At 71.2% G+C, this 12,121-nt stretch carries 11 protein-coding genes; 1 reads left to right on the top strand and 10 read right to left on the bottom strand.

Annotated features, from left to right (window positions below):
* Nucleotides 1–4: 4 nt before the first annotated feature.
* From JGU66_06860 to JGU66_06825, 8 genes are all read right to left on the bottom strand, one after another.
* Nucleotides 5–568 carry a hypothetical protein gene (locus tag JGU66_06860; protein ID MBJ6760478.1) on the bottom strand — a complete coding sequence of 188 codons (564 nt, stop codon included), beginning with the start codon at nt 566–568 and terminating at the stop codon, nt 5–7.
* Complete coding sequence (locus JGU66_06855) at nt 568–2,229, bottom strand: M48 family metalloprotease (protein ID MBJ6760477.1); 1,662 nt, start codon at nt 2,227–2,229, stop codon at nt 568–570. Before JGU66_06855 ends, JGU66_06860 begins: the two co-directional genes overlap by 1 nt.
* Nucleotides 2,226–3,053: a hypothetical protein gene (locus JGU66_06850; GenBank protein MBJ6760476.1), complete on the bottom strand. Its 828-nt coding sequence runs from the start codon at nt 3,051–3,053 to the stop codon at nt 2,226–2,228. Before JGU66_06850 ends, JGU66_06855 begins: the two co-directional genes overlap by 4 nt.
* Entirely contained in the window at nt 3,050–4,585 is a 1,536-nt protein-coding gene (locus tag JGU66_06845) for an AAA family ATPase (protein MBJ6760475.1), read from the bottom strand. Before JGU66_06845 ends, JGU66_06850 begins: the two co-directional genes overlap by 4 nt.
* A 46-nt stretch (nt 4,586–4,631) precedes the next feature.
* Nucleotides 4,632–5,273, bottom strand: coding sequence for a response regulator transcription factor (locus tag JGU66_06840; protein MBJ6760474.1), 642 nt, complete (start codon nt 5,271–5,273; stop codon nt 4,632–4,634).
* Nucleotides 5,274–5,347: 74 nt separating this feature from the next.
* Nucleotides 5,348–6,424, bottom strand: coding sequence for a dipeptide epimerase (locus JGU66_06835; protein ID MBJ6760473.1), 1,077 nt, complete (start codon nt 6,422–6,424; stop codon nt 5,348–5,350).
* Nucleotides 6,425–6,435: 11 nt separating this feature from the next.
* On the bottom strand, nt 6,436–7,152 hold the full coding sequence (locus JGU66_06830; GenBank protein ID MBJ6760472.1) for a hypothetical protein: 717 nt from the start codon (nt 7,150–7,152) through the stop codon (nt 6,436–6,438).
* Between the two features lie 193 nt (nt 7,153–7,345).
* Entirely contained in the window at nt 7,346–7,720 is a 375-nt protein-coding gene (locus JGU66_06825) for a response regulator (protein ID MBJ6760471.1), read from the bottom strand.
* A 275-nt stretch (nt 7,721–7,995) separates the two neighbouring features.
* On the opposite strand from JGU66_06825, the gene JGU66_06820 reads away from it, so the two are divergent.
* Entirely contained in the window at nt 7,996–10,023 is a 2,028-nt protein-coding gene (locus tag JGU66_06820) for a PAS domain-containing protein (protein ID MBJ6760470.1), read from the top strand.
* 12 nt (nt 10,024–10,035) lie between these two features.
* On the opposite strand, the gene JGU66_06815 is transcribed toward JGU66_06820, so the two are convergent.
* Together JGU66_06815 and JGU66_06810 are read right to left on the bottom strand one after the other, a co-directional pair.
* Nucleotides 10,036–10,722: a suppressor of fused domain protein gene (locus JGU66_06815; protein MBJ6760469.1), complete on the bottom strand. Its 687-nt coding sequence runs from the start codon at nt 10,720–10,722 to the stop codon at nt 10,036–10,038.
* A 93-nt stretch (nt 10,723–10,815) separates the two neighbouring features.
* Nucleotides 10,816–12,006, bottom strand: a complete 1,191-nt coding sequence (locus JGU66_06810; protein ID MBJ6760468.1) for an N-acetyltransferase — start codon at nt 12,004–12,006, stop codon at nt 10,816–10,818.
* Nucleotides 12,007–12,121: the final 115 nt, after the last annotated feature.

Genomic DNA, 12,121 nt, shown 5'->3' with positions numbered 1-12,121 from the left:
TGCCTTACTCGCGCCAGCCGCGCGCTTCGGCTTCGCGCCTCGCGGCTTCTTGAATGAGCTGCTCGCGGCGCTCGGCTTCTTTCTTTCGGGCGGACTCGGCCGCGCGGAAGTCCGCCAAGGCCTTGCGGTAATCGAGTTGCTCCAGGCGCTGCTTCGACGTCGCCGGAGTCTCGTGCTCAATCTCGCCACCCATCCCGCGGATCCACACGCGGAGGAACTCCTCCTGGCGGAAGGCGTTCGCGCGCACCATCTCCGCGGTGAGGGGTTGGATCTCCTCGAAGAACTGCTCCAGGCGCGCCATGGGCGCGCGCGTCGCGTCGAGCGCCTTCACCGTCTCCTCGCGCAGCGCCGTGGAGGCCAGCACGTGGGCCAACATGCCCACCTGCTCGCGCCAGAGGGGATGACCGTGATGCCGCTCGAACTGGACGAAGGCTTCGCGCCGGGGAGGCCGCTGGTTCGCGGCTCGGAACACGTCGCAGATGACGGCCAGCGCCAGCTCGTGCGGATAGGGGGACGCGAGGGGCGCCGCGGCGAGCTGCTCACGAAGTCGAGGAATCGAGAAGGCCATCAGGTCTCCAACAGCGCCCGAGAGAGCGCCGCGGCCATGGGTCCGAAGTCGGACATCCACGCCACCGTCACCAGGCGGAAGCGCCGGTCCGCCAGCGCTGGGGCCAACAGCTTGCGCGCGGCGTGCTCGTCCGGCAGGGCGAGGAAGGCGACGAGCAGCCGCGAGCGTCGCGTCGCCTCCACGAGCCGCTTCAGCGCGGCGGGGTCCGACATGTTCGACAGGAAGTCGCTGTCCGAGATGAGCACGCGCAGCACATCGGGCGTCTGTTGCGCGGACTCCGTGAGGCGCTCGATGGGGAAGCGCGTGCCCCCACCGATGAACTGCAAGAGGAACTCGCGGGCGGTGTCCTCGCTGTACATCCAGCCGGACTCCAGGGGCGGTCCGTCCGAATACACCACGGCCCGAACCCGGCCCTGCTTGCGCAGCGCGGAGGCGGACAGCACCTGCGCCGCCAGCGTCATCGCGTTGAGCTGCGTCTGGGGATTGGGCATGGAGCCGCTGGTGTCCAGGTACAGCTCCACGGCCGGGATGCCGGGCTCCGAGGCGGGCGGCACGTCCACCTCCAGCTCGCGGCGCAATGGCGAGACCGCCGCGAGCGGCCCCCGCGAGAGCACCGTCAGCGTCCAATCGATGGTGCTCGGGTCGTCGCCGTATTCCCATTCGGTGGGCGTGGTGCGCAGGCTCGGCTCGGGATTCGTCGGGGCGCTGGGCAGCCGCAGCACGTGCGCGTCCACGAGGCGGCGGTAGTAACGACCGACCAGCGCGCGGCGCACCTCTGCTTGTCCCTTGCCGGGCAGGTGGTTCGTGGCGCGGGAGATGGTGGTGAGTGGATCCGCGTCACGCGTGTCGTGTGACTCGGTCAGCCAGCCTCGCGCCTTGGCCTCGGCCAGTGCGTCATCCCATCTGCCGCCCGACTGCACCGCCGCGTCCAGGTCCGCCTCGTCCGGCAAGGGGATGTCCCCGCCCAGCGGAAGCGTGGGGTCCTCGTCATCCAGCGAGTCGAGGTAGCGGATGAAGGTGGCGCAGAAGTAGAGGAATTGCTCGCGTGGATCCGCCAGCGAATAGAACGTCTGCGCGAACACGCGGGCCTCCGCGCGCGTGCCGGGATAGGCCGCCTCCATCGGCTCCAATTGCTCGCGAGGCACCAGGTGTCCCGGCGGCAGGCCCCACAGCTCCTCGTAGAGGGCGAGGTAGAAGCAGAACAGCGGGGACGGCGGGGCGGAGCCGGGGCGGCGCAGGAAGCCCTGGTACACGGCGCAGAGCGCGGGGGCGTGCGTGCGCCCCACGTACTCGTTCACCTGGAGGTCGAAGTAGAGGTTGGTGAGCGATTGCTTCAGGCCGGGCATCAAGCGCTGCTCCACCACGCGCAGCTCCGCGTCCCAGCCCAGCGTGTGAGGGAAGCGCACGTGGTGGCCAATCTCGTGCGCCAGCACTGCCGTCAAGCTGTCTCGCGCGCCCATCGTGGCGAGCAGCTCGAAGTTCACGAACACCTGACGCTTCACCAGGTCGATGTACGCGAGCGGCTCGCTCAGGCCTCGCTCCGCGGGGAGGAAGGGCAGGTGAGGCGCGGGAGGACTGAGCTGGACGTGCATGTCCCAGAGCGCCAGCGCCTCGCGCCAGCAGCGCTCCACCTCCTCGGGTGTGAAGGCGCTCCCGCTCATGCCGGGATGAGCACCGCCAGCCACTGCGATGTCTGCATCGTCGCCACGGTGCGCCAGCCATTGGCTCCCGTGGCGAACCACTCCCCGGCCCGGGCGTCACGCTGCTCCAGGCTCACCAGCGCGGCGGTGGGCTCACACGTCGAGGGCGGTACTTCCTTGCAGCCCATGGCGCCCAGCGGGAGCGGCGTCTCCGTCAGCCACACGCCTTGCGTCGCGGCGTCTCGGCCGGCCGCGGCCAGTCGGTGGCGGTCGTGAACGCAGACCACGGTGGGGGCCAGGAAGTGCATCGCGCCGGGGAGGAAGCGCGCGTCCTCGCGAGACAGGTCCACCCAATGCGCCTGGACGGACTGCCGCAGCGGCGTGCCCGGGGCCTCCAGGACGGACGCGGCCACGTGGCGCAACCGCGCCTCGATGTCATCGAGCGACGGCAGGTCTCGGCAGACGCGGCAGAACACGCGCTGCACCCACGGTGGCGCGGCCTCCAGGTTCTCGCCCAGGTTCCACAGCTGCGCGAGCGTGTCCGCGCGCCGGGCAGAGGGCACCGCGGCCAGTAGTCGAGGCACCAGGGTGGACCACGCCAGCGTGAAGACGTTCAGCCGCCCCGAGGACGCGGGGTACAGATAGCCCAGCCCGATGCCCTCGGCGCCGAGCTGGAGATAGCTCCGCATCAGGTGCCCGGCCTCGTCCTCGCCGACGCCGGCCGCAACCAGGGCTTGCCCCAGTGCCTGAGCGGGGCCCTGCAATAGCTCGCTCCACAGCGCCGGATGCCACCGCACGAAGCGGGCCCGCGCGTTCTCCTCCAGCTCGCGCACGAAGTCGCTCATGGCGTCCCGCCCGGGCTCTCTTTCAGCCACGTCGCGTAGTTGCGATAGCGGCTGTACATGGACTTGAGGTGGATGAGGTCCTCGTAGATGGGACCGGACAGCTCGTGGCGCGATAGCAGCTCGTTCATCAGCGCCGTCACCGCCGCCAGGCGCTTCTCCGTGGTGCGCAGGTCCACGCCCGCCAAGCCCTTGTCCAGGTCCTTGCGCAGCGCATCCACCTTGCGGCGCAGCGGCAGGTGCGCGTCGAACTGCGCCCCGGCCATGTCGAACATCTGGCGGATCCACGCCACGCGGTCCTGGAGCAGCGGCCGGTGGCCCTTCACCTCGAAGAACGGGCTGCGCGCGTTGGGCACCAGCTTCTCGTGCAGCACCCAGGGGGCAATCTGCCGGAAGTCCTCCAGCTCCACGGTGGCGTGGCCTCGGAAGAAGGCGAGCGCCTTCGCGAAGTGGAGGATGGTCTGGTACGCGCGCACGCTGACGCCGTTCTCCGTCTGCGTGCACAGGTGCACCTTCTTGTCGAGCGGGCACTGCTCGTTGCACACGGCGGACACCGTCTGACCGGCCAGCTTCAGCGTGTCCTTGTGCTTGAACTCGAAGCGCGGCGAGGCCATGCGACAGAAGTCGAGCTGCCCCAGGAAGAAGGCCACGCGCTCCAGCACGTCCGGCGGCACCTCCACCGCGAGGATGGAGGCGTAGATTTTCTCCAGCTCTCCGGGCGTGAAGACAATCTCGCGCGGCAGCATCTCCTCGGGGGAGCGGTCCGCCTCGATGCGCTGGAGCAGCGTGTCGATGAAGTGCGAGTTGAACGGCACCGCGCGCACGACGACGTCGATGCGGTCCTTGAGCGCCTCGATGACCTGGAACGTGCCGCCGCCCTGGTCGTCGTTGGCGGTGAGGAACCAGGACGAGCGCCCCGCATAGACATACTGGTCCATCATCTCCGCGTAGCCCTCGGCCATGAGGGACAGCAGGGCGGACTGCGTCTTGGTGGGGATGCGGTTGTACTCGTCGATGATTTTCACGCGCTGGCCAATCCACTTGCGCCAGCTCACCTTCACCTGCGCCATGTCCTCGGCCTTGAGCATGTCCGAGGGCAGGGGCGCGCCGAGCAGATCCGCGATGGACAGCTGCGGATGGCCGCGCTGGATGCCGCGGTGCACCTCGTCGCGGCTCATGCCGGACAGCAGCGCCATGAGGACCGCGGACGTCGTCTTGCCGCGCCCGGGGCCGCCCACGAGCATCGCGCGGCGACAGGTGAAGAGCGTGAGCAGCGGGATGAGGACGAACGAGCTGTAGCTCATGTCCTCGGGCAGGTGGACCTCGTCACCCGCGGCGTTCTTCAGCGCGGCGCGCCCCCCGAACTCGATGTCGTAGTAGGGGCAGATGACGGCGTTGTTGGTGATCCACCAGTACGCCTGCCGCATCTTGTCGTGCAGGCCGCCGCCATCGCGCTCGGAGAGGTGGACGTTGAGCCCTTTGTCCGCCGACGCACGCCCGGTCAGCAGGCGCGACACCCAATCCTGGTTCGCCATTCGCGGTCGAGCCTAACACCCGAGCACGTGCCCGGGGCGCCCGTGCTCACAGCGTCACCAGCCCCAGTCGCGCCGCGCGCACCACGGCCTCCGTGCGCCGCTGCACGCCCAGCTTGGCCAGCACGGCGTTCACATGGAACTTGGCCGTGTGCTCGCTGATGGCGAGCCGGTCAGCGATGGCCTTGTTGGACAACCCCTCGGCGAGCAGGGCCAACACTTCTCGCTCCCGAGGCGTGAGCGACTCCGCGCTCGTCGGGGATGGGGCCGCGCTCGCGCGGGGCGTGCCTCGCAGCTCCGCGAGGGCGGGCTCGAACACCGTCAGCCCTCGGGCCACCGCGTGCAGCGCGGCCATGAGTGACGCGGGCGGCGCGTCTCGGAACAGGAGCCCGCGCGCGCCCACCGTCAGCGCCACTTCGCCCGCGGCCTCGTCCGTCACCAGCGCGAGCACCGGCGCGCCCAGGTCCGGCGCCTCCACGCGTCCCTCGCGCTCCGGTGGACGCAGCCCCGTGTCCCAGAGCACCGCGTCCGGCGCATCACCGCCCGCCGCCTCCAGCTCCGCCTGCGTGCCTGTCGCGAGGACCACCTGGTCGCCTCCCTGGTCGCTCAGCGCGCGGCTGAGCGCACCCCGAGCGAGCGGGTCCTCGGCGACCAGCGCGAGGCGGAAGGGAGCGGCGAGGGCATCCAGCACGGACTATCCCTAACCGCTCGGGCGCGCATTGCCACCCGACTCGGCGGCTCGGCCGATGCTCCGTCGTCCGCGCCTCAAGCCAGCGAGACGCCGTGGCCGGGCGCGTCGGGGTCCAGGCTCAACGTGGAGCCCTCGTACCGCCCTCCGCCCTGGAACGGATGGCGCGCGATGAACAGCGGTGTGTCCAGGTCCGCGTAGGCGAAGCCACCCAGGCCCGCCGCCAGGTGCGCGGACGTGCTCATGGCCAGCACGCTCTCCACCATGCCGCCCACCATCAGCTCCAGCCCGGCGGCGCGCGCCAGGCTCCACATGGTCATCGCCTCCACCACGCCGCACTTCATCGTCTTGATGTTGATGGCGTGACAGGCGTTCTCGCGGATGAGCCGCAGCACGTCCCTTGCCGAGCGCGCCGACTCGTCCGCGCACAGGCTCACGCGGGTGCGCCGCGCCAGCTCCGCCATGCCGGCGACGTCGGTCGCGGGCACGGGCTGCTCGAACAAGGCCAGCGGGATGCCCGCGCGCTCCAGGCCCTTGAGGAACGCGAGCGCCTCGGACACGTCGTAGCCGCCGTTGGCGTCCGCGAACAGCCGCGCCCGAGGTGCCTCCTGATGGATGGCCACCAGCCGCGCCGCGTCCTCGTCGGGAGAGAGCGCGCCCACCTTGACCTTCAGCGTGCGGATGCCGCGCGCGAGGATGGCCCGCGTGGAGTTCACCGCGTGCGCCACGTCCCCGGCCGTCACCGTCATGTCGATGTCCAGCGTCGTGCCCGCGCCGCCCAGGAAGACATAGAGCGGGACGCGGTGGTGACGGGTGAGCGCGTCCAGCAGCGCTGTCTCCAGGCCACAGCGCGCGGCGGGCGCCAGCGCGAGCACGTCGCCCAGGAACTCGGACAGCGGGCGCCAGGCCCGTGCGTCCTTGCCTTCGAGCACGCCTCGCGCGGACTCCAGGGCGGCCAGGGTGCTGGCCTGCGTCTCGCCGCTCACGGCGGTGAAGGGCGCGGCCTCGCCCAGGCCCACGGTGCCGTCCGCGAGGGTCAAGCGCACGAGCACGTTCTCCGCCGCGTGCTGCGCGCCGGTGGCGATGGCGAAGGGCTCGGTGAGGGGCAGGTGCAGCGGCTCGAAGGACAGGCCGGTGACGAGGGTGGGGCGCATGGCGCCGCAGTCTAGTTCCGACGGCGCTGAAGCTCGCGGGTGAGCGACTCTTCCAGGTTGCGCAGCACGGTGTCCGCGTCGAAGGACTCCTCGCCCTTGTGCCAGACGACCAGCGGGTCCGACGAGGCCATCTGCTGGGTGAGCCGATGCAGCCGGTCCAGGGCCCGGTCCATGGCGTCCAGCGTCACCTCGCAGCCCGGGGCCCGCTGGCGCAGCAGCGCGGTGCCCACCTCCAGGGTCTGCAAGGGCGTGCTCACCGCGTCGCGCAGGGCGAGAATCAGCGCGGCCATTCGCTCCAGGGACTCGGCCTCCGCCCGGGCGTGCCGCAGCTGGTGCTCGGCGCGGCGGCTGCGCAAGCGCGAGCCCAACAAGGCCAGCCCCGCGGCCGCGTAGACGAGCGTGGCCCACGGCTCCCACACCATGGCGGGCAGATGGGCGGACAGGTGGAGCCCGTACCAGAGCGCCACGGCCTCCGTCGCGAACGCGGCGATGAGCGCGGTTCCGGGCCAGAAGCCCAGCGGCGCGAACACGCCGATGCTCAGCAGGGTCAGCCGGTGGCCCATGAGCGGCGCCCAGGTGGAGTGGTGCTGGGCCAGGACCTGCTCGGTCAGCGCGAACACAGGCAGGAGCGGCACCGCGGCGACCAGGAAGGCCGTGGAGGACACGAAGCCCGTGGGCGTCCGCCGCCGCGCATACAGCCAGCCCAGCAGCCCCAGGCACAGGGCGATGTGCGCGCCGCGCAGGAGCGGCAGCAGGCGCGAGAGGGGCAGCACCGTCAGGTCGATGAAGAGCGAGGACACCTGGCAGAGCACGAGCAGCAGGAGGGCCGCGGTGCTCGACCGCCACGCGCGCGCCCGGCGCTCCTGCTCCACCGTCATCAACCCTCGCGGCGCGGGCGCGGGGGGCGAGGAGGGCCGCGTGCTATGCACCCCGAGGTTCCTCCAGCAGCGCGCGCAGCGCCCTCGAGTCCACCGGCTTGGCGAGCACCTTCACCTGGGTCTGCTCGTAGGCCAGCCGCACCAGCGGGTGCGAGCGAGCGTGGCCGGTGAGGAACACGGCGCGGCCCTGGTAGGCCTGCGCGAGGAGCCAGTCCAACGCATCCAGTCCGCTCTGCACGCCCGCGCCCAGGTTCACGTCCAGGAGCGCCAGCTCGCAGCCCAGCGCCGCGTCTCGCTGTTGGACCAGGGCCTCGAAGGAGTTCACGTCCACGCAGGCCGTGACCCCATACATCCTCAGCAGGTCGCAGAGCATGCCCCGGAGGTCGTCGTCGTCCTCGAGTACGAGCACTTGTCGCACCACACCGCTCTCCCGACGCTTGGGCCCGCAGGGTCCGCCTCCGGGCGCCGCGCCGCAAGGCACCCGCCCCGCCAGCGGTGCTGTTTCAGACAGCGACATGCCCATCCCGCCTCCCACCCGATACGCCGGGCCCGCGGAACGCCCGAGGTGACTTGTGAAAGACGCCCTTTCATGGCGACATGCGGGCCCTTCGGCCGTCTGTCTTCTCGGGGCGCCGCGTCGAGCCCAGCCGAAAGCCTCACCCAGCCACCCGTTCTTTCCGCCGGAGGAGGCGGATGTTCGCGACTGACATCACGCTGGCGCTTCCGCCTCCGGCGGATGTCCTCCTCCGCGCCCTGGAGGAGTCCGAGGCCCATGACCCGGAGGGGTGCATGGTGCTGCGGGCCGTGCGGGACGGTGGCGGACGCATCTCCGACTTCGAGTGGCTGTGGGCCAATCCCACCGCCGCGCGCGCCCTGGGCCGCGCCCCTGAGTCACTCCGGGGCCGCCGCCTGCGCGAGGTCTCCTCCGAGCACGGTCTGGCCGGCCGCATGGAGCTGCTGTGCCGGGTGGTGGAGACGGGACGTCCAACAGAAGACAGCTTCGCGGAGGGCGAGGCCTGGCTGCACGGCACCGCGGTCCCCCTGCGCGACGGCGTGCTGTTGCGGATTCGTGACATCACCAGCGCGCAGCGCGTCGAAGAGGGGCTTCGCGAGACGCTGGACTGGGTGAGCGACGTGCTGGAGAGCACGCCGGACGCGTTCTTCACCGTGGACGCGGATTGGCGGCTCACCTACGTCAACCGCAACGCGGCGGCGCTCACCGGCCGGGGCGCGGACGTCCTCTTCCGCCGCGTGCTGTGGGAGGCCTGTCCGGAGCTGCAGGGCACGCGACTGGAGCGCGAGCTGCGTCGGGTGTCGGACGAAGGGACCCCGGCCCTCTTCGAGCTGCGCACCGCGCCGGAGCGCTGGCACGAGGTGCACGCGTGGTCCTCGGGCCGCAACCTGTGCATCACCGCGCGCGACATCTCCGACAAGAAGCGCATGGAGGCCGAGCGCGACGGGCTGCTCGCCCGCGAGCACTCGGGTCGCCTGGAGGCCGAGGCGCTGGTGCAGCAGCGGACCCAGGAGCTGGTCGCCGCGCGCGAGCGGCTGGTGCAGTCGGAGAAGCTGGCCATGGCGGGGCAGCTCGCCTCGGGCGTGGGCCACGAAATCAACAACCCGCTCTCCTACGTCACCGGCAACATCCAGTTCGCGCTGGAGCAGCTGGAGCAGTTGGAGCGCCTCCAGCTCATCCCCGCGCGCGTCGGGTGCGCGCCGCTTCAAGAAGCGCTGGACTCACTGCGCGAGGCCCGCGAGGGCGCCGAGCGGATCCGCGTCATCGTCCGGGACCTGCAGACCTTCGCCCGCGCGGACGCGCCGCACCTGGTGCCGGTGGACGTGCACGCGGCGCTGGAGTTCGGCCTGTCCATGGCCACGCCGCGCCTGCGCCATCGCGCGAAGGTGGTGCGTGCCTTTGGCGAAGTGCCCACGGTGATGGCGCACGAGGCCCGCCTGGGGCAGGTGTTCCTCCACCTGCTGCTCAACGCCGCGCACGCCATCCCCGAGGGAGACTCCGCGCGGCACTGTGTGACGCTCACCACGCGCCGCGAGGAGGCCTGGGTGGTGGTGGAGGTCTCCGACACGGGCCACGGCATGACGCCCGAGGTGCTCCAGCGCGCGTTCGAGCCGTTCTTCACCACGCGCCCCATGGGTGAGGGCTCGGGGCTGGGGTTGTCCATCAGCCTGGGCCAGGTGCGCGCCATGCGCGGCGAGCTGACGGCGACCAGCACCCCCGGGCAGGGCAGCACCTTTCAAGTCCGTCTGCTCACCAGCGAGGCCGCGGCGCGCCCTCGGCCGCCGCCAACCGTGGAGGACGCGCCCCAGCGCAAGCGCGTGCTGGTGGTGGATGACGAGCCGCAGCTCGCCAGCGTGCTGCGCCGGCTGCTGGGCCGTCAGCACGAGGTGGTGGTGGCGCACAGCGGTCGCGAGGCCCTGGCGGTGCTCGCGCGGGACGACGCGTTCGACCGCGTGTTCTGCGACCTGATGATGTCCGACCTGACGGGGATGGACGTGCACGCGGCGCTGGTGGGCCGCAGCCCGGAGCTGCTGTCGCGCTTCGTCTTCATGACGGGCGGCAGCTTCACCGAGCGGGCGCGGGCCTTCCTTCAGGCCGTGCCGCTGCCTCGGCTGGAGAAGCCCTTCGACCCGGTCACCCTGTTCGCGCTGGTGGAGGGGGCTCCGCCGCGCGCCGGGGCCTGGAGACCGCCGGCGCGCGAGGAGTGATTCAGGGCGCGACTACAGCTTCAGCTCGTCGCGGTCCGCCTTGGTGATGTAGGCGGGGCCCGCCGCGGCCAGCTTCTCCAGCAGCTTGTTCATGCCGTTGGAGCGCGCGAAGGCCATCTCGTTGCGTGTCACGCCCACCAGCGTCAGCAGCTCCACCTTGCCGCTGGGGAGCTGGAAGTGGCTGGGGCGCTCGGCGTCGTGCACGAACACGAAGCCCCCCAGCTTGGACTCGCCGCCGTCCAGCGTGCCCTCCACCGGATAGCGGTGGCCCAGGGCGAAGGCCCGCAGGCACACGAGGTTGTAGGCCATCATGTCCAGCAGCCGCAGCACCGGCCAGCGTGCCTCCTCGGGCGTGTGGATGACCATCTCGTAGCCCAGGCCGCTGGGCGCGTCGTCCGGGAACTCCTCTCCGGGAGCCACGGTGAAGGGGTTGGACAGGCCGCTGGTGACGTAGGTCCAGTAGGGGTACTCGGGGCTCGGCGGCGCCACGCGCACGCCCATGGGGGCCCAGTTCGGGTCCAGCTCCTTCACCTCGGCCAGCTCGCTCTCCATCCACGCTTCGAGCGCGCCAGTCTGTTCGAGGGTGAAGACGTTCTCCTGGATGGCGCCGAACATCTTCGGGTACTCCACCTCGTCGCGGTCGGCCCAGCAGTCTTCGTACCACTGGATGAAGTCTTCGTCCGTCTCGGGGGCTTTCATGTCACGAGACTCTAAAGGTTCCGGCCCGCCGCACAACTTGTTCAGAGTGGCCAGGCGGCACGGGCCGTGGCCCGGTGGACGGACGGGCAGCCTTCAGTCCGTCCGAGGCTCGGGCCGCGCCGCCCCGGCCCAGGGCTTGAGCCCGCAGATGCGCTCGGCTTCCTCCACTGCGGGTTGTAGCTGGTGCCGCTCGCGGCGGACGAAGTCGCGCACGGCGGAGTCCAGTCGCCGGTCGAACACGAGGTGCGCGCTGTGCACCGCGGTGGGCTCGAACCCTCGGGACACCTTGTGCTCGCCGCCCGCGCCCGGCTCGAACACCTTGCGCCCCGCGCGGATGCAGTCCTCCACCGAGTGGTAGAGGCAGACATTGAAGTGGAGGAAGGGGTGCTCCTCCACGCAGCCCCAATACCGGCCGTAGAGCCGCTCCGCGGTGGCCAGGTTGAAGGCGCCCGCGATGACCTTCCCCTCCCGCACGGCCTCCACCATCTCCACGGTGCCAGGCATGGCGCGGAACAGGCGCGCGAAGAAGTCCGGGGTGAGCTGCACCTGCCCCCAGGAGTGGCGCTCGCAGGTGGAGGCGTAGAACTCGAAGGCGCGTCGCGCGTGCTCGGGGCCCAGCTCGGCGGCGCGCACCGTGCGCAGGGTGATGCCCTGGGTGGCGGCGGCGCCACGCTCGCGCTTGAGCTGGTTGCGGCGCTTGGAGTCGAAGCGCGACAGGTAGTCGTCGTAGTGCTGGTAGCCCGGGTTCTTCCACTGGAACTGGAGGGTGATGCGGCGCGCGAGGCCCGCCTCTTCCAGGAAGCCCGCCTCGGCGTCGGTGGGGTAGAGCACGTGGACCGAGGAGCACCCCGCCTCCTTCGCGCTCTCCACGGCCGCCTCCAGCAGGGCGCGGCGCAGCGCGGGCACGTCCTCGCCGGGCGCGATGAGCAGGCGCGGCACGGTGGCGGGAGACAGCGGTCCGCCCACGATGAGCTTGGGGTAGTACTCCACGCCCAGGCGGGCCGCGGCGTTGGCCCAGCCGAAGTCGTAGATGTACTCGCCCATGCTGTGGAACTTGAGGTACGCGGGCGCCGCCGCGACCAGCCGGGGGCCTCGCCACAGCGTCAGGTGGTGCGGAGCCCAGCCCGTGTCCTCGGTGGCGCTGCCGCTCTCCTCCATGGCGGCCAGCCAGGCATGTCTCACGAAGGGCGGAGCGTCCGGTTCCAGGAGCGCGTCCCACTCCGCGGCGGGGACGTCGGTGATGGCGGCCTGGATGCGAAGGCGGAGCGAGGGGGCGGCGGGCACCGGACAGTCCTAACGCGGACCTCGCGGGCTCGCCGCTGCTCACGCGTTCACACCCGCCCGGCCCATCAGCGGCCATTCGAGCGGGTGCGCCAGGTGCCCCACGCCAACAGGTGGG

It is taken from the genome of Myxococcaceae bacterium JPH2, assembly GCA_016458225.1.
Lineage (GTDB): Bacteria > Myxococcota > Myxococcia > Myxococcales > Myxococcaceae > Citreicoccus.
This window is presented reverse-complemented; position numbering and strand designations above follow the sequence as displayed.

What these genes read in the sequence shown, in the direction of transcription:
- JGU66_06845 (MBJ6760475.1), bottom strand. Translation starts at nt 4,585, where the DNA reads ATGGCGAACCAGGATTGGGTGTCGCGCCTGCTGACCGGGCGTGCGTCG.
- JGU66_06855 (MBJ6760477.1), bottom strand. Translation starts at nt 2,229, where the DNA reads ATGAGCGGGAGCGCCTTCACACCCGAGGAGGTGGAGCGCTGCTGGCGC.
- JGU66_06815 (MBJ6760469.1), bottom strand. Translation starts at nt 10,722, where the DNA reads ATGAAAGCCCCCGAGACGGACGAAGACTTCATCCAGTGGTACGAAGAC.
- JGU66_06860 (MBJ6760478.1), bottom strand. Translation starts at nt 568, where the DNA reads ATGGCCTTCTCGATTCCTCGACTTCGTGAGCAGCTCGCCGCGGCGCCC.
- JGU66_06820 (MBJ6760470.1), top strand. Translation starts at nt 7,996, where the DNA reads ATGTTCGCGACTGACATCACGCTGGCGCTTCCGCCTCCGGCGGATGTC.
- JGU66_06835 (MBJ6760473.1), bottom strand. Translation starts at nt 6,424, where the DNA reads ATGCGCCCCACCCTCGTCACCGGCCTGTCCTTCGAGCCGCTGCACCTG.
- JGU66_06850 (MBJ6760476.1), bottom strand. Translation starts at nt 3,053, where the DNA reads ATGAGCGACTTCGTGCGCGAGCTGGAGGAGAACGCGCGGGCCCGCTTC.